The sequence below is a fragment of the Pseudonocardia sp. ICBG601 genome (assembly GCF_020496245.1).
The window spans coordinates 1-17,557 of the sequence record NZ_JAHLJA010000189.1 but is presented as its reverse complement, the minus strand read 5'-3'; the positions used below and the strand labels follow the sequence as shown (position 1 = coordinate 17,557).

The window sequence follows — 17,557 nt, the reverse complement described above, 5'->3', positions numbered from 1 at the left end:
GGGCGATCCGCCGCTGCGCAGCAGCATCGGCGGCTTCCCGGGCGAGGCGGGCGTCCAGAGCGCGGCCTTCACGCCGCTCCGCCGCCCGGGTTGCAGCCCACGAGTGGTTCGTGGTGGTCATGCTCCGGCCCTCCCCTTGTCCTGCTGACCAGCCGAAACTGGCTCAGCGGGCGTTACAGCGACCTCTGAGGTGACTGCTGCTGTGGCGAGTCCGTTCGGTGTCGGTGGTGTCGCGGCGGCTCGGGATGCGCGCCACAGGCGTATTTCGGTGGCTGTCCACCATGCGGCGGCGAGTGTGGTGGGGATGGCGAACCACCAGGTCAGGGCCCAGGTGGCGGTGGTCAGGGCGGTGAGCGCGGCGAGTTCACGGGCTCGGTCACCGAGTACGGCCACGATCTGTCGGGGCATGGCGTTCATCGGCGGAACCGCCGTGTTCCCGGGTTGGGCAGGGTGTGGGCGGTGCGGATGACGCGCCAGCGTGGCCCGAAGATCGTGGGTCCGACGAAGTTGCGTGCGGTTTTTTTGCTGCGTCGTTCGATGCGTCGTCGCGCGGTCCAGGGGACGTGGCGCAGGGTGCGGTTGGCGTAGGCGATGTCGGAGGCGCAGGCGGGGTGGTCGAAGTCGATGCCTTCGGCGATGGCGCCGGCGTAGTCGCAGGCCAGGTCGTAGTAGAGGTGCAGGTCGACCCAGGGTGGGAAGACGGATTCGGTGCTGCCGGTGCCGTCGTCGCCGATGGTGACTCGGGTGACCCAGCCGCCGGAGGCGCGGGTCATGACGACGTGTCCGGCTTCGTGCATGCGGGTCGCCCACAGTGTGTCGGCGCCCTCGGAACGGAAGACCACCGTCCGGGCCTGGTTACGGCGCTTCATGCCGCCTCACCGCCCACGATGACCGACTGACCAGCGGAAACGGCCACGGGACGTCGGGGCGGAAGCGTCAGCAGGCGGCCTGCGGGTGCCCCGCCAGACGGCCCGGTCGGCCCGTTGAGGCATGCGAGGAGGTCGCCGTAGAGACGGTCGATGACCTGCTCGGTCAACCCGTCCGGGCACCAGGAAAAGCCCTGGTCAACGCCGGGATCATGGTCACTGTCGGGGGAGTCTGGAAGGAAAGTTCCACCCACCGGTGGAGACGCGCAGACGCCAAGGGCAGCATGGCCCATAGCCGATCACCTGTCCTATACAGGTCGTTCGGTTAGGTCGCCGCCCCGGGTGCTATCCCTGGGCGGTGACCGCAACCCCGCCGGACTTGACGGGCTCGCCCTTCCAGCAAGACACGCCCCCGTCCGGCCTGTCAAGCACCAATCTCGACCGACCTGCACGGCGCTCGCCCACACCCCACATCGGTCACGGAACGTGACGACAGGGCGCAGGGAGCCGCCTGATCGCTGTTTCTCCTGGTCAGGCTGCATCTAAGGCGATCGTCTGCGCGCTTGGGTGCGTGGTTCGTTGAGGGGGTGTCCCGGATTGACCCGGGACACCCCCTCAATCCGGGACACCGAAAATCCCCTTATGACCTGCGAAAATAGGTGAGGTGTCCCGGGTGTCCCGGATTGCCCCGGATTGGGGGTCGTTTCGGGACATCCCCCGGAATCTCACTCTGCGTGACGAGTCGGAGGCCGGAGTGGCGAGCGGCGGCGCTCACGGTTTTTGGGTGCGTGTGGTTGCGTTTCTAGTGCTATAGATCGCGGCGCTCTGCAGGTGTTGCTGAGCACTCCTCTGTTGCCTCTTCTGCCGCTTGTGGCACCGGAGGGCCGCTGTTGTCAGAGCTACGAATGAAGGCCCTTTTGCGCTAGGGCAGGTGGCGCCGGGCACGGTATTGAGGTGACTGGTTCTGTGGTTTCAAAGGTGCCGCAGGATGGATTTAGTATCTGCCTGCACGGTGTTTTGGTGCGTGCAGGAGCCTCCGCATCCGCTCGATGCGCGATCCGGCGGATGTGGGGGTTGTCGCGCTATCGTTGAGGTCGCGTGTCCTCGGTGCTGTCGGCCCGACAGGTGGCCCAGTAACTCCCGAGAGGGGTTTTGTTGCTCCCGAGAGAGCCCAAGATCGTTTTCGGGGCCGTCTTCTGGGCTTGCCCCGGGGCGCTCTCAGGTAGGTCATCGTTGTGACCTGCTGTTGTGTGGATGGTTGAGTGAGTCCCGGTGGGTCGGGCTGGCGCCCGACACCTCAACCACCCTGCTTCGCTGACGGTCGGTCGAGGTGTCGGGCGCCAGCCCGACCCACCGGGAGGGTGGTCGCGGAGCGGCCATGGTCATCAGTACGTAGTTCCATGCTTTGAGAGAAGGAAGGTCAAGGTCAAGGTCAAGGTCAACTGACTGCGGCGAGGGTGGGCGGTTTGGGTTGGTTTGGGCGTATCTGTCCGTAGTGCGTAGTGTGCTGAGCGTGTTCGTGTGATTGCTGCTGGTAGTGGTTCTTGACCAGCGGGGGGGGGCGTGTTCGCATGCGGTCATGTGTACGAAGAGGTTCGCATCCGTGTCCCGCGTTATCGGGACTGTGTTGGTTATGACTGTCGCAATGGGTTCAGCTAGCGGAATCGCTGCTGCGGATACTCCGCGCCTGACTAGTACTCCAGCGGAGGTCGCTCAGTCCATTGCGCCCGCGTTCAGTTTCAACAAGATCGCGATTGGGCAAACCGCGCAAGCCGCTTATGCGAATGACGATGAGCGCAATTACCAGATTATCTTGCGTTATGTGAACACCGCTACCGCGATCCCGACGTTCGATCGCAATGGTGCGATTAATGCTGGAGCAGACCCCGCATGGGTCGACGAATTCGATGCCGCCTTTAAAGACATTGCGCCCCGTGTCGCAGAAATGAAGAAGGCGGACCCGGCTAAGTATGCGGGTGGGGTGGGCGGCTATTCGTGGAGCTGCATCGTGGCTATCGCCGACATGGCGGGTGCGACGGTTGCGGCGGTGGCTGCAATCTTCGCTTCAGGGGGAGGTCTTGCGGTCGCATTAGCGTTCTATGGGCTCTCGGGGGCTGGACTTAGCCTTAGCTGTTACTAGGCGCAGCTTGGAGATTCCGATTAGGGACGACTGGTCGATTGTCGAGAGAAGGCGAAACCTTATGAAATCTCGTCAACCTCTGTGGTGGCTGGGCTGGTTTGGACTGCCAGCTGTCACGCTGGGGGTACTGGGAGGTGGGATCGCTTATTTTTCTATCGGCGGCTTTTCTCTACTGCTGATTCTTTTGCTGAAAACCCTACTTCTGGGGTTTATACTTGGACTGCTAATTTGCTACAAGTAGTTTCTCGGCTGCTGTGACTGACTCGATAATGTCGGAGTCGGGTGGTGGTTGTAGGCGCCGGTTCGGCGGTCGTGGGCAAGTCGATCCGGACCGGAGCCCGCCCTGGCGGGTGAGGACCGGAAGCGGCGCGGCAGCCCGGGGTTGTTCGGTTCAGCGCAGCGCCCTGCTCTGCGGGACCTCGTCTTTTGCGTTACCCACTTAGCTGGGCTAAGTGTCTAGCGTGCTCCGCCGCAGGCGGGGCCGTGGCCGTTCTCCCGGGCGGTGCGTGCGGGGGTGAAGCGTCTGCGCGGGACCGGCACCGGTCCCGGGATCACAACACTGTGCATAGGTGTGGTGGCTGTTGATCTTGGGGTGACGGTGTCGAGCGCGTCGTAGACGAGCGTCGTCGGCCGGGTGGGCCCGAGGTGGTGGCGTTCCGCCACTGAAGGTCAACGGCCACAGGACCTATGCATCATCTGATGATCTTCGGTTCGGGTCGCTGGTTGTGTGTGGACGGAGCCGGTTGGTGTGGTGTTGCCGCGCCGCTTCCGGTCCTCCCCCGCCGGGGGCGGGGTGCGGTCCGGGTGTCGGCTTGCCGACGACCGCCTGGTGCCGGTTCACCGCGCAGCAAGATGTGCGTTTTCTTAAGGAAAACGCGGGCGGGCGCCCCCGGCGGGGCTGCTGCTGCTGCTGCTGCTGCTGCGGGTGCTGCGGGTGCCGTGCCGCTAGCGCTCGGTCGGAGGCCGGGTGGGGTGACACGCCCGTCTGACCTGGGGGTACGCGACGGTCGGGCCTGTGACCTGGAATGATTCGAGTGACCATGTAAGCAACAAGCCAAGTCAGAGTTTCGGGTGAAGCGCAGCGAGCCCGCACCCCTCCGGCCGCGTCAGCGGCCGGAGACAACACAGGGCGAAGCTCAATGCCCTAGACCGGCACCGCGCCCTTGGCGGCGGTGGTGAGGAGTTCCCCCGGATGACTGGCTCTGACCTGTGGGTTCCCCCCGGCGCTGTCCCCGATGCCGATCCCCGGGGCTCTGAGAGCCTCTGTGCGGCCCCATTTGAGGGCCCGGGCTACCTAGTCGGGGGGCTGCCGTTTGAGGCGGCTACGGCGATCTGGGGGCGTTTGTGGACGTCGCGGTACCCACTCGCCGCGGACGAGTTCGACGACGGCGTGTGGCGCCAGACCCGGGAGGAGGCGATGACCCGGATGCACGTCGAGCTGCACCCCAAGCAGGTGTGGGGGATGATCGGCATCGACGGCGACAGCGCGGACGCGGTCCTGCGGATGGTCTCCACCGTCGACAGCCACCCGATGCCGAACGTGATCATCGAGAACCCCGTCAACGGCCACGCCCACGCCGGGTTCGGCATCACGACACCGATCAACGTCACCAACTACGGATCACGCCGCGCGGTCCGCTACGGCCTGTCCATCGAAGAAGCACTACGGCGCGCCGTCGGCGGGGACCCGTCCTATCCCGGGCGGCTGATCAAAAACCCGTTCCACTCCCGCTGGATCACCCACTTCCTCCACGACAAAACCTCCACCCTCAACCAGTTCGGCGCGATCCTGACCGCCGCCGGACACATGCCCGGACGCGGCTGGCACAACCAACGCCGCCGCGAACCCGTCGGCTACTCCCGTAACGAAACCCTGTTCCACATGGTCCGCCGCTTCGCCTACCGGGAAATGCGGCACCACTGGGGCGACACCGACGGCTACCGCGCCGCTGTCGCCAAACACGTCGCAATCCTCAACGCCGACTTCCCCATCCCCCTCGGAGGAAACGAACTCGGCCACATCTCCCAGTCCATCTCCGACTGGACGATCAACTACTCCCGCATGTGGAACGACGGCCCCGCCGCCTACGACGCAGCCTTCTCCGCGATCCAGGCAGCACGAGGGCGTAAAGGAGGACGAGTAGGCTCAGGACGCAACGGCGGACTCGCAGGAAACAGCCGACCCGGAGGACTCGCAGTCGGTCCTGCGCGCGGCGAGGAGCGTGCGGCAGCGTCCCGTCTGCTTCGCGAGGAGATGGCTCGGGTGGCGTACTCGTGACCGCGCAAATCCCCAAACGACGCACCAAGACCGGCCGCGAACTTGCCAAACAGTTCGGTGTATCTCGCGCCACCGTCGTCAAGATGATGGCCGAGCCCCGAGAGGAGTTTCTCGCTCGGGCCCGAGAGCGCCGCGCCGCTGTCATCAACCTCAAGCTCCGGGGCCTCACGTGCGCCGAGATTGCTGACCAGACCGGCTACTCCCGGGGTGCGGTCTGTCGGCTGCTCTTTGATGCCCGCCGCAACGGCGAGTGGGCTGCCGCCGTGGAGCACCACCGAGGTGGTCACGCTCAGTGAGATTCCGGGAGATGTCCCGAAACGACCCCCAATCCGGGGCAATCCGGGACACCCGGGACACCTCACCTATTTTCGCAGGTCATAAGGGGATTTTCGGTGTCCCGGATTGAGGGGGTGTCCCGGGTCAATCCGGGACACCCCCTCAACGGACCGCCCGTGCGCGCCGCCTGAAGATCAGTCTAACGCGGGCTGACCAGTGATGATTCCGATCCGATGTCGTTCTGAGGGTAGTTGTTACCTGTCGGTCACCGACAGTAACAACTACCCTCAGAACGACATCGGATCGGAATCATCACTGGTCAGCCCGCGTTAGACTGATCTTCAGGCGGCTGCGCACGGGCGGTCCGTTGAGGGGGTGTCCCGGATTGACCCGGGACACCCCCTCAATCCGGGACACCGAAAATCCCCTTATGACCTGCGAAAATAGGTGAGGTGTCCCGGGTGTCCCGGATTGCCCCGGATTGGGGGTCGTTTCGGGACATCTCCCGGAATCTCACTGAGCGTGACCACCTCGGTGGTGCTCCACGGCGGCAGCCCACTCGCCGTTGCGGCGGGCATCAAAGAGCAGCCGACAGACCGCACCCCGGGAGTAGCCGGTCTGGTCAGCAATCTCGGCGCACGTGAGGCCCCGGAGCTTGAGGTTGATGACAGCGGCGCGGCGCTCTCGGGCCCGAGCGAGAAACTCCTCTCGGGGCTCGGCCATCATCTTGACGACGGTGGCGCGAGATACACCGAACTGTTTGGCAAGTTCGCGGCCGGTCTTGGTGCGTCGTTTGGGGATTTGCGCGGTCACGAGTACGCCACCCGAGCCATCTCCTCGCGAAGCAGACGGGACGCTGCCGCACGCTCCTCGCCGCGCGCAGGACCGACTGCGAGTCCTCCGGGTCGGCTGTTTCCTGCGAGTCCGCCGTTGCGTCCTGAGCCTACTCGTCCTCCTTTACGCCCTCGTGCTGCCTGGATCGCGGAGAAGGCTGCGTCGTAGGCGGCGGGGCCGTCGTTCCACATGCGGGAGTAGTTGATCGTCCAGTCGGAGATGGACTGGGAGATGTGGCCGAGTTCGTTTCCTCCGAGGGGGATGGGGAAGTCGGCGTTGAGGATTGCGACGTGTTTGGCGACAGCGGCGCGGTAGCCGTCGGTGTCGCCCCAGTGGTGCCGCATTTCCCGGTAGGCGAAGCGGCGGACCATGTGGAACAGGGTTTCGTTACGGGAGTAGCCGACGGGTTCGCGGCGGCGTTGGTTGTGCCAGCCGCGTCCGGGCATGTGTCCGGCGGCGGTCAGGATCGCGCCGAACTGGTTGAGGGTGGAGGTTTTGTCGTGGAGGAAGTGGGTGATCCAGCGGGAGTGGAACGGGTTTTTGATCAGCCGCCCGGGATAGGACGGGTCCCCGCCGACGGCGCGCCGTAGTGCTTCTTCGATGGACAGGCCGTAGCGGACCGCGCGGCGTGATCCGTAGTTGGTGACGTTGATCGGTGTCGTGATGCCGAACCCGGCGTGGGCGTGGCCGTTGACGGGGTTCTCGATGATCACGTTCGGCATCGGGTGGCTGTCGACGGTGGAGACCATCCGCAGGACCGCGTCCGCGCTGTCGCCGTCGATGCCGATCATCCCCCACACCTGCTTGGGGTGCAGCTCGACGTGCATCCGGGTCATCGCCTCCTCCCGGGTCTGGCGCCACACGCCGTCGTCGAACTCGTCCGCGGCGAGTGGGTACCGCGACGTCCACAAACGCCCCCAGATCGCCGTAGCCGCCTCAAACGGCAGCCCCCCGACTAGGTAGCCCGGGCCCTCAAATGGGGCCGCACAGAGGCTCTCAGAGCCCCGGGGATCGGCATCGGGGACAGCGCCGGGGGGAACCCACAGGTCAGAGCCAGTCATCCGGGGGAACTCCTCACCACCGCCGCCAAGGGCGCGGTGCCGGTCTAGGGCATTGAGCTTCGCCCTGTGTTGTCTCCGGCCGCTGACGCGGCCGGAGGGGTGCGGGCTCGCTGCGCTTCACCCGAAACTCTGACTTGGCTTGTTGCTTACATGGTCACTCGAATCATTCCAGGTCACAGGCCCGACCGTCGCGTACCCCCAGGTCAGACGGGCGTGTCACCCCACCCGGCCTCCGACCGAGCGCTAGCGGCACGGCACCCGCAGCACCCGCAGCAGCAGCAGCAGCAGCAGCAGCCCCGCCGGGGGCGCCCGCCCGCGTTTTCCTTAAGAAAACGCACATCTTGCTGCGCGGTGAACCGGCACCAGGCGGTCGTCGGCAAGCCGACACCCGGACCGCACCCCGCCCCCGGCGGGGGAGGACCGGAAGCGGCGCGGCAACACCACACCAACCGGCTCCGTCCACACACAACCAGCGACCCGAACCGAAGATCATCAGATGATGCATAGGTCCTGTGGCCGTTGACCTTCAGTGGCGGAACGCCACCACCTCGGGCCCACCCGGCCGACGACGCTCGTCTACGACGCGCTCGACACCGTCACCCCAAGATCAACAGCCACCACACCTATGCACAGTGTTGTGATCCCGGGACCGGTGCCGGTCCCGCGCAGACGCTTCACCCCCGCACGCACCGCCCGGGAGAACGGCCACGGCCCCGCCTGCGGCGGAGCACGCTAGACACTTAGCCCAGCTAAGTGGGTAACGCAAAAGACGAGGTCCCGCAGAGCAGGGCGCTGCGCTGAACCGAACAACCCCGGGCTGCCGCGCCGCTTCCGGTCCTCACCCGCCAGGGCGGGCTCCGGTCCGGATCGACTTGCCCACGACCGCCGAACCGGCGCCTACAACCACCACCCGACTCCGACATTATCGAGTCAGTCACAGCAGCCGAGAAACTACTTGTAGCAAATTAGCAGTCCAAGTATAAACCCCAGAAGTAGGGTTTTCAGCAAAAGAATCAGCAGTAGAGAAAAGCCGCCGATAGAAAAATAAGCGATCCCACCTCCCAGTACCCCCAGCGTGACAGCTGGCAGTCCAAACCAGCCCAGCCACCACAGAGGTTGACGAGATTTCATAAGGTTTCGCCTTCTCTCGACAATCGACCAGTCGTCCCTAATCGGAATCTCCAAGCTGCGCCTAGTAACAGCTAAGGCTAAGTCCAGCCCCCGAGAGCCCATAGAACGCTAATGCGACCGCAAGACCTCCCCCTGAAGCGAAGATTGCAGCCACCGCCGCAACCGTCGCACCCGCCATGTCGGCGATAGCCACGATGCAGCTCCACGAATAGCCGCCCACCCCACCCGCATACTTAGCCGGGTCCGCCTTCTTCATTTCTGCGACACGGGGCGCAATGTCTTTAAAGGCGGCATCGAATTCGTCGACCCATGCGGGGTCTGCTCCAGCATTAATCGCACCATTGCGATCGAACGTCGGGATCGCGGTAGCGGTGTTCACATAACGCAAGATAATCTGGTAATTGCGCTCATCGTCATTCGCATAAGCGGCTTGCGCGGTTTGCCCAATCGCGATCTTGTTGAAACTGAACGCGGGCGCAATGGACTGAGCGACCTCCGCTGGAGTACTAGTCAGGCGCGGAGTATCCGCAGCAGCGATTCCGCTAGCTGAACCCATTGCGACAGTCATAACCAACACAGTCCCGATAACGCGGGACACGGATGCGAACCTCTTCGTACACATGACCGCATGCGAACACGCCCCCCCCCGCTGGTCAAGAACCACTACCAGCAGCAATCACACGAACACGCTCAGCACACTACGCACTACGGACAGATACGCCCAAACCAACCCAAACCGCCCACCCTCGCCGCAGTCAGTTGACCTTGACCTTGACCTTGACCTTCCTTCTCTCAAAGCATGGAACTACGTACTGATGACCATGGCCGCTCCGCGACCACCCTCCCGGTGGGTCGGGCTGGCGCCCGACACCTCGACCGACCGTCAGCGAAGCAGGGTGGTTGAGGTGTCGGGCGCCAGCCCGACCCACCGGGACTCACTCAACCATCCACACAACAGCAGGTCACAACGATGACCTACCTGAGAGCGCCCCGGGGCAAGCCCAGAAGACGGCCCCGAAAACGATCTTGGGCTCTCTCGGGAGCAACAAAACCCCTCTCGGGAGTTACTGGGCCACCTGTCGGGCCGACAGCACCGAGGACACGCGACCTCAACGATAGCGCGACAACCCCCACATCCGCCGGATCGCGCATCGAGCGGATGCGGAGGCTCCTGCACGCACCAAAACACCGTGCAGGCAGATACTAAATCCATCCTGCGGCACCTTTGAAACCACAGAACCAGTCACCTCAATACCGTGCCCGGCGCCACCTGCCCTAGCGCAAAAGGGCCTTCATTCGTAGCTCTGACAACAGCGGCCCTCCGGTGCCACAAGCGGCAGAAGAGGCAACAGAGGAGTGCTCAGCAACACCTGCAGAGCGCCGCGATCTATAGCACTAGAAACGCAACCACACGCACCCAAAAACCGTGAGCGCCGCCGCTCGCCACTCCGGCCTCCGACTCGTCACGCAGAGTGAGATTCCGGGGGATGTCCCGAAACGACCCCCAATCCGGGGCAATCCGGGACACCCGGGACACCTCACCTATTTTCGCAGGTCATAAGGGGATTTTCGGTGTCCCGGATTGAGGGGGTGTCCCGGGTCAATCCGGGACACCCCCTCAACGAACCACGCACCCAAGCGCGCAGACGATCGCCTTAGATGCAGCCTGACCAGGAGAAACAGCGATCAGGCGGCTCCCTGCGCCCTGTCGTCACGTTCCGTGACCGATGTGGGGTGTGGGCGAGCGCCGTGCAGGTCGGTCGAGATTGGTGCTTGACAGGCCGGACGGGGGCGTGTCTTGCTGGAAGGGCGAGCCCGTCAAGTCCGGCGGGGTTGCGGTCACCGCCCAGGGATAGCACCCGGGGCGGCGACCTAACCGAACGACCTGTATAGGACAGGTGATCGGCTATGGGCCATGCTGCCCTTGGCGTCTGCGCGTCTCCACCGGTGGGTGGAACTTTCCTTCCAGACTCCCCCGACAGTGACCATGATCCCGGCGTTGACCAGGGCTTTTCCTGGTGCCCGGACGGGTTGACCGAGCAGGTCATCGACCGTCTCTACGGCGACCTCCTCGCATGCCTCAACGGGCCGACCGGGCCGTCTGGCGGGGCACCCGCAGGCCGCCTGCTGACGCTTCCGCCCCGACGTCCCGTGGCCGTTTCCGGGCAGTCGGTCGTGGGCGGTGAGGCGGCATGAAGCGCCAGCGTGGCCCGAAGATCGTGGGTCCGACGAAGTTGCGTGCGGTTTTTTTGCTGCGTCGTTCGATGCGTCGTCGCGCGGTCCAGGGGACGTGGCGCAGGGTGCGGTTGGCGTAGGCGATGTCGGAGGCGCAGGCGGGGTGGTCGAAGTCGATGCCTTCGGCGATGGCGCCGGCGTAGTCGCAGGCCAGGTCGTAGTAGAGGTGCAGGTCGACCCAGGGTGGGAAGACGGATTCGGTGCTGCCGGTGCCGTCGTCGCCGATGGTGACTCGGGTGACCCAGCCGCCGGAGGCGCGGGTCATGACGACGTGTCCGGCTTCGTGCATGCGGGTCGCCCACAGTGTGTCGGCGCCCTCGGAACGGAAGACCACCGTCCGGGCCTGGTTACGGCGCTTCATGCCGCCTCACCGCCCACGATGACCGACTGACCAGCGGAAACGGCCACGGGACGTCGGGGCGGAAGCGTCAGCAGGCGGCCTGCGGGTGCCCCGCCAGACGGCCCGGTCGGCCCGTTGAGGCATGCGAGGAGGTCGCCGTAGAGACGGTCGATGACCTGCTCGGTCAACCCGTCCGGGCACCAGGAAAAGCCCTGGTCAACGCCGGGATCATGGTCACTGTCGGGGGAGTCTGGAAGGAAAGTTCCACCCACCGGTGGAGACGCGCAGACGCCAAGGGCAGCATGGCCCATAGCCGATCACCTGTCCTATACAGGTCGTTCGGTTAGGTCGCCGCCCCGGGTGCTATCCCTGGGCGGTGACCGCAACCCCGCCGGACTTGACGGGCTCGCCCTTCCAGCAAGACACGCCCCCGTCCGGCCTGTCAAGCACCAATCTCGACCGACCTGCACGGCGCTCGCCCACACCCCACATCGGTCACGGAACGTGACGACAGGGCGCAGGGAGCCGCCTGATCGCTGTTTCTCCTGGTCAGGCTGCATCTAAGGCGATCGTCTGCGCGCTTGGGTGCGTGGTTCGTTGAGGGGGTGTCCCGGATTGACCCGGGACACCCCCTCAATCCGGGACACCGAAAATCCCCTTATGACCTGCGAAAATAGGTGAGGTGTCCCGGGTGTCCCGGATTGCCCCGGATTGGGGGTCGTTTCGGGACATCCCCCGGAATCTCACTCTGCGTGACGAGTCGGAGGCCGGAGTGGCGAGCGGCGGCGCTCACGGTTTTTGGGTGCGTGTGGTTGCGTTTCTAGTGCTATAGATCGCGGCGCTCTGCAGGTGTTGCTGAGCACTCCTCTGTTGCCTCTTCTGCCGCTTGTGGCACCGGAGGGCCGCTGTTGTCAGAGCTACGAATGAAGGCCCTTTTGCGCTAGGGCAGGTGGCGCCGGGCACGGTATTGAGGTGACTGGTTCTGTGGTTTCAAAGGTGCCGCAGGATGGATTTAGTATCTGCCTGCACGGTGTTTTGGTGCGTGCAGGAGCCTCCGCATCCGCTCGATGCGCGATCCGGCGGATGTGGGGGTTGTCGCGCTATCGTTGAGGTCGCGTGTCCTCGGTGCTGTCGGCCCGACAGGTGGCCCAGTAACTCCCGAGAGGGGTTTTGTTGCTCCCGAGAGAGCCCAAGATCGTTTTCGGGGCCGTCTTCTGGGCTTGCCCCGGGGCGCTCTCAGGTAGGTCATCGTTGTGACCTGCTGTTGTGTGGATGGTTGAGTGAGTCCCGGTGGGTCGGGCTGGCGCCCGACACCTCAACCACCCTGCTTCGCTGACGGTCGGTCGAGGTGTCGGGCGCCAGCCCGACCCACCGGGAGGGTGGTCGCGGAGCGGCCATGGTCATCAGTACGTAGTTCCATGCTTTGAGAGAAGGAAGGTCAAGGTCAAGGTCAAGGTCAACTGACTGCGGCGAGGGTGGGCGGTTTGGGTTGGTTTGGGCGTATCTGTCCGTAGTGCGTAGTGTGCTGAGCGTGTTCGTGTGATTGCTGCTGGTAGTGGTTCTTGACCAGCGGGGGGGGGCGTGTTCGCATGCGGTCATGTGTACGAAGAGGTTCGCATCCGTGTCCCGCGTTATCGGGACTGTGTTGGTTATGACTGTCGCAATGGGTTCAGCTAGCGGAATCGCTGCTGCGGATACTCCGCGCCTGACTAGTACTCCAGCGGAGGTCGCTCAGTCCATTGCGCCCGCGTTCAGTTTCAACAAGATCGCGATTGGGCAAACCGCGCAAGCCGCTTATGCGAATGACGATGAGCGCAATTACCAGATTATCTTGCGTTATGTGAACACCGCTACCGCGATCCCGACGTTCGATCGCAATGGTGCGATTAATGCTGGAGCAGACCCCGCATGGGTCGACGAATTCGATGCCGCCTTTAAAGACATTGCGCCCCGTGTCGCAGAAATGAAGAAGGCGGACCCGGCTAAGTATGCGGGTGGGGTGGGCGGCTATTCGTGGAGCTGCATCGTGGCTATCGCCGACATGGCGGGTGCGACGGTTGCGGCGGTGGCTGCAATCTTCGCTTCAGGGGGAGGTCTTGCGGTCGCATTAGCGTTCTATGGGCTCTCGGGGGCTGGACTTAGCCTTAGCTGTTACTAGGCGCAGCTTGGAGATTCCGATTAGGGACGACTGGTCGATTGTCGAGAGAAGGCGAAACCTTATGAAATCTCGTCAACCTCTGTGGTGGCTGGGCTGGTTTGGACTGCCAGCTGTCACGCTGGGGGTACTGGGAGGTGGGATCGCTTATTTTTCTATCGGCGGCTTTTCTCTACTGCTGATTCTTTTGCTGAAAACCCTACTTCTGGGGTTTATACTTGGACTGCTAATTTGCTACAAGTAGTTTCTCGGCTGCTGTGACTGACTCGATAATGTCGGAGTCGGGTGGTGGTTGTAGGCGCCGGTTCGGCGGTCGTGGGCAAGTCGATCCGGACCGGAGCCCGCCCTGGCGGGTGAGGACCGGAAGCGGCGCGGCAGCCCGGGGTTGTTCGGTTCAGCGCAGCGCCCTGCTCTGCGGGACCTCGTCTTTTGCGTTACCCACTTAGCTGGGCTAAGTGTCTAGCGTGCTCCGCCGCAGGCGGGGCCGTGGCCGTTCTCCCGGGCGGTGCGTGCGGGGGTGAAGCGTCTGCGCGGGACCGGCACCGGTCCCGGGATCACAACACTGTGCATAGGTGTGGTGGCTGTTGATCTTGGGGTGACGGTGTCGAGCGCGTCGTAGACGAGCGTCGTCGGCCGGGTGGGCCCGAGGTGGTGGCGTTCCGCCACTGAAGGTCAACGGCCACAGGACCTATGCATCATCTGATGATCTTCGGTTCGGGTCGCTGGTTGTGTGTGGACGGAGCCGGTTGGTGTGGTGTTGCCGCGCCGCTTCCGGTCCTCCCCCGCCGGGGGCGGGGTGCGGTCCGGGTGTCGGCTTGCCGACGACCGCCTGGTGCCGGTTCACCGCGCAGCAAGATGTGCGTTTTCTTAAGGAAAACGCGGGCGGGCGCCCCCGGCGGGGCTGCTGCTGCTGCTGCTGCTGCTGCGGGTGCTGCGGGTGCCGTGCCGCTAGCGCTCGGTCGGAGGCCGGGTGGGGTGACACGCCCGTCTGACCTGGGGGTACGCGACGGTCGGGCCTGTGACCTGGAATGATTCGAGTGACCATGTAAGCAACAAGCCAAGTCAGAGTTTCGGGTGAAGCGCAGCGAGCCCGCACCCCTCCGGCCGCGTCAGCGGCCGGAGACAACACAGGGCGAAGCTCAATGCCCTAGACCGGCACCGCGCCCTTGGCGGCGGTGGTGAGGAGTTCCCCCGGATGACTGGCTCTGACCTGTGGGTTCCCCCCGGCGCTGTCCCCGATGCCGATCCCCGGGGCTCTGAGAGCCTCTGTGCGGCCCCATTTGAGGGCCCGGGCTACCTAGTCGGGGGGCTGCCGTTTGAGGCGGCTACGGCGATCTGGGGGCGTTTGTGGACGTCGCGGTACCCACTCGCCGCGGACGAGTTCGACGACGGCGTGTGGCGCCAGACCCGGGAGGAGGCGATGACCCGGATGCACGTCGAGCTGCACCCCAAGCAGGTGTGGGGGATGATCGGCATCGACGGCGACAGCGCGGACGCGGTCCTGCGGATGGTCTCCACCGTCGACAGCCACCCGATGCCGAACGTGATCATCGAGAACCCCGTCAACGGCCACGCCCACGCCGGGTTCGGCATCACGACACCGATCAACGTCACCAACTACGGATCACGCCGCGCGGTCCGCTACGGCCTGTCCATCGAAGAAGCACTACGGCGCGCCGTCGGCGGGGACCCGTCCTATCCCGGGCGGCTGATCAAAAACCCGTTCCACTCCCGCTGGATCACCCACTTCCTCCACGACAAAACCTCCACCCTCAACCAGTTCGGCGCGATCCTGACCGCCGCCGGACACATGCCCGGACGCGGCTGGCACAACCAACGCCGCCGCGAACCCGTCGGCTACTCCCGTAACGAAACCCTGTTCCACATGGTCCGCCGCTTCGCCTACCGGGAAATGCGGCACCACTGGGGCGACACCGACGGCTACCGCGCCGCTGTCGCCAAACACGTCGCAATCCTCAACGCCGACTTCCCCATCCCCCTCGGAGGAAACGAACTCGGCCACATCTCCCAGTCCATCTCCGACTGGACGATCAACTACTCCCGCATGTGGAACGACGGCCCCGCCGCCTACGACGCAGCCTTCTCCGCGATCCAGGCAGCACGAGGGCGTAAAGGAGGACGAGTAGGCTCAGGACGCAACGGCGGACTCGCAGGAAACAGCCGACCCGGAGGACTCGCAGTCGGTCCTGCGCGCGGCGAGGAGCGTGCGGCAGCGTCCCGTCTGCTTCGCGAGGAGATGGCTCGGGTGGCGTACTCGTGACCGCGCAAATCCCCAAACGACGCACCAAGACCGGCCGCGAACTTGCCAAACAGTTCGGTGTATCTCGCGCCACCGTCGTCAAGATGATGGCCGAGCCCCGAGAGGAGTTTCTCGCTCGGGCCCGAGAGCGCCGCGCCGCTGTCATCAACCTCAAGCTCCGGGGCCTCACGTGCGCCGAGATTGCTGACCAGACCGGCTACTCCCGGGGTGCGGTCTGTCGGCTGCTCTTTGATGCCCGCCGCAACGGCGAGTGGGCTGCCGCCGTGGAGCACCACCGAGGTGGTCACGCTCAGTGAGATTCCGGGAGATGTCCCGAAACGACCCCCAATCCGGGGCAATCCGGGACACCCGGGACACCTCACCTATTTTCGCAGGTCATAAGGGGATTTTCGGTGTCCCGGATTGAGGGGGTGTCCCGGGTCAATCCGGGACACCCCCTCAACGGACCGCCCGTGCGCGCCGCCTGAAGATCAGTCTAACGCGGGCTGACCAGTGATGATTCCGATCCGATGTCGTTCTGAGGGTAGTTGTTACTGTCGGTGACGAGATCGGGTGTGTAGCGCCGCCAGGCGTCAGTGAATGCGTCTCGGTGGAAGCCCCTGACTTTCCCGAGTCCGGGGAACCTGGTCTGCGTGGACTGGATTCCGTACTCGCCTAGCAGCTCTCCGAGCTTCTTCGCGGTGAGTCCTTCGCCGCGTGGCCCGTAGTCGGCCCACGGCGCCTCGGGATCGGCCCGGAGTTGCTGGAGGAGCCGCATGGTCGGCAACGCGGCCTCGTCGCCGAAGGCGGTGTGGCAGTCGGCGAGGAGTCGGATGCGTTCGGAGCGGTCGTCCCCGGCGTCTTCGGCTTGCAACGCGAGGATCGCCTGGCGGGCTCGTTCGGGCCAGGGCTCGCCTGCGTGGTCGGCGACCGCGATCAACGGTTCCCAGGTGTCGGCGGCCCGGTCCTCGACCGGCATCACGGGTTCGGCTGCCTCCAGGGCGGTGAGGTCGTCGCGGAGCCAGCCGTGGAGGCGTTCAGCGAGCTTCTGGAGGCGCGGCCGGTCGCGTCGGTGTCGATACGGCGCCACGTGTTCTCCGGGGGCTCTGCGGCGCATCTGGACGACGATGGCGCGGTCTTCGATGGTGTCGGGCATGCGTCCGATCCCAGCGAGGGCGGCCATCGCGAACGTCGAGATCGACTCGACGCGGTTTTTCGCCAGGTCGTAGCGCTTCGCGGGCCGGTTGCGTTGGTGTCCGGCGTTGAGCAGTCCGCGGAGGTCCTCGTGGCCTGTGGCTGCGGGTCCGAAGATCGTGTCCGCCTCATCGACGAGCATCGTCGGCGGATCGGCGGTGATCGAGCGGTAGACCGCTGCCGGTGTGGCGTTGACGGTGATGAACGGCTGGTGGCAGGCGCCTTCGACGACGTCGAGGAGGCGGGATTTCCCGCAGCGCTTCTCCGGGGCCCGCACCACCAGCCGGGGCGCGTGCGCCCACGCGGGCTGGGCGTGGGTGGCCGCGATCCAGAGCACGACACCGACCACGGCCGCGTCCGAGGGTAGGGAGACGTAGCGGCGGAGGGCGGTTTCCAGGTCGTCGAGGATCACCGCCCCGTCCACGCCGTGGCTGGTGGTGCTGTTCGGGGGCTCGGGTGTCGGTGTGTCGAAGGTGCCGGATTCGGAACCTTCGGCCTGACCTGCGGGTTCGTCGTGGTCGTGGGCGTTCACGTCGTCCTCCTGAAGGTGGTGGCGGCGGTTGCGGATGGGTGCGGGTGGTGTCGCCAGACGCGACCGGTCACCTCGGGCTCGGCCGGGTGCGGCGCGAACTCGCCGCTGGGGGCGTAGGTGCGCAGCTCGGCGGCGGGGTGGCCGTCCGGGTAGCGGCGGGACGCGGTCTGCATGTCGGTCAGCTGGTCGGCCCAGTACCAGCGGCCGCGCCACGGCCCGTCGACGAGGACGGCGAGTTCACGTCGGTCGGCGACC

Annotated in this window: 13 protein-coding genes; 6 read left to right on the top strand and 7 right to left on the bottom strand. The window is 65.1% G+C overall.

Annotation, left to right across the window (positions count from 1 at the left end; all coding sequences use genetic code 11):
* Positions 1-413 precede the first annotated feature (413 nt).
* A complete protein-coding gene (locus tag KPL57_RS59470) occupies positions 414-869 on the bottom strand; it encodes a hypothetical protein (protein WP_226358811.1) in 456 nt (151 codons plus the stop codon).
* A gap of 1,630 nt (positions 870-2,499) precedes the next feature.
* Here KPL57_RS59470 and KPL57_RS59465 point away from each other — a divergent pair.
* The 3 genes from KPL57_RS59465 (at position 2,500) to KPL57_RS59455 (ending at position 5,580) form a co-directional block, all read left to right on the top strand.
* Entirely contained in the window at positions 2,500-3,006 is a 507-nt protein-coding gene (locus tag KPL57_RS59465) for a hypothetical protein (RefSeq protein WP_226358809.1), read from the top strand.
* Between the two features lie 1,192 nt (positions 3,007-4,198).
* Positions 4,199-5,284: a replication initiation protein gene (locus KPL57_RS59460; protein WP_226358808.1), complete on the top strand. Its 1,086-nt coding sequence runs from the start codon at positions 4,199-4,201 to the stop codon at positions 5,282-5,284.
* Positions 5,281-5,580, top strand: coding sequence for a helix-turn-helix domain-containing protein (locus tag KPL57_RS59455; RefSeq protein ID WP_226358807.1), 300 nt, complete (start codon positions 5,281-5,283; stop codon positions 5,578-5,580). The genes KPL57_RS59460 and KPL57_RS59455 overlap by 4 nt, the downstream gene beginning before the upstream one ends.
* 493 nt (positions 5,581-6,073) lie before the next feature.
* Here KPL57_RS59455 and KPL57_RS59450 read toward each other — a convergent pair whose 3' ends face one another.
* The 4 genes from KPL57_RS59450 to KPL57_RS59435 form a co-directional block, all read right to left on the bottom strand.
* Positions 6,074-6,373, bottom strand: coding sequence for a helix-turn-helix domain-containing protein (locus KPL57_RS59450; protein WP_226358807.1), 300 nt, complete (start codon positions 6,371-6,373; stop codon positions 6,074-6,076).
* Complete coding sequence (locus tag KPL57_RS59445; protein WP_226358808.1) at positions 6,370-7,455, bottom strand: replication initiation protein; 1,086 nt, start codon at positions 7,453-7,455, stop codon at positions 6,370-6,372. Before KPL57_RS59445 ends, KPL57_RS59450 begins: the two co-directional genes overlap by 4 nt.
* Before the next feature lie 1,192 nt (positions 7,456-8,647).
* Positions 8,648-9,154, bottom strand: coding sequence for a hypothetical protein (locus tag KPL57_RS59440; RefSeq protein ID WP_226358809.1), 507 nt, complete (start codon positions 9,152-9,154; stop codon positions 8,648-8,650).
* Positions 9,155-10,666: 1,512 nt separating this feature from the next.
* Positions 10,667-11,182, bottom strand: coding sequence for a hypothetical protein (locus KPL57_RS59435; protein ID WP_226358810.1), 516 nt, complete (start codon positions 11,180-11,182; stop codon positions 10,667-10,669).
* A gap of 1,630 nt (positions 11,183-12,812) precedes the next feature.
* On the opposite strand from KPL57_RS59435, the gene KPL57_RS59430 reads away from it, so the two are divergent.
* The 3 genes from KPL57_RS59430 (at position 12,813) to KPL57_RS59420 (ending at position 15,893) form a co-directional block, all read left to right on the top strand.
* Complete coding sequence (locus KPL57_RS59430) at positions 12,813-13,319, top strand: hypothetical protein (RefSeq protein WP_226358809.1); 507 nt, start codon at positions 12,813-12,815, stop codon at positions 13,317-13,319.
* Positions 13,320-14,511: 1,192 nt separating this feature from the next.
* Positions 14,512-15,597: a replication initiation protein gene (locus tag KPL57_RS59425; protein WP_226358808.1), complete on the top strand. Its 1,086-nt coding sequence runs from the start codon at positions 14,512-14,514 to the stop codon at positions 15,595-15,597.
* Positions 15,594-15,893: a helix-turn-helix domain-containing protein gene (locus tag KPL57_RS59420; RefSeq protein ID WP_226358807.1), complete on the top strand. Its 300-nt coding sequence runs from the start codon at positions 15,594-15,596 to the stop codon at positions 15,891-15,893. The genes KPL57_RS59425 and KPL57_RS59420 overlap by 4 nt, the downstream gene beginning before the upstream one ends.
* 179 nt (positions 15,894-16,072) lie before the next feature.
* Here the strand turns inward: KPL57_RS59420 and KPL57_RS59415 are convergent, their stop codons facing one another.
* A complete protein-coding gene (locus KPL57_RS59415; RefSeq protein WP_226358806.1) occupies positions 16,073-17,302 on the bottom strand; it encodes a DUF3631 domain-containing protein in 1,230 nt (409 codons plus the stop codon).
* A partial coding sequence (locus KPL57_RS59410) for a hypothetical protein (protein ID WP_226358805.1) occupies positions 17,299-17,557 on the bottom strand: 259 nt, incomplete at its 5' end. The genes KPL57_RS59415 and KPL57_RS59410, both read right to left, overlap by 4 nt.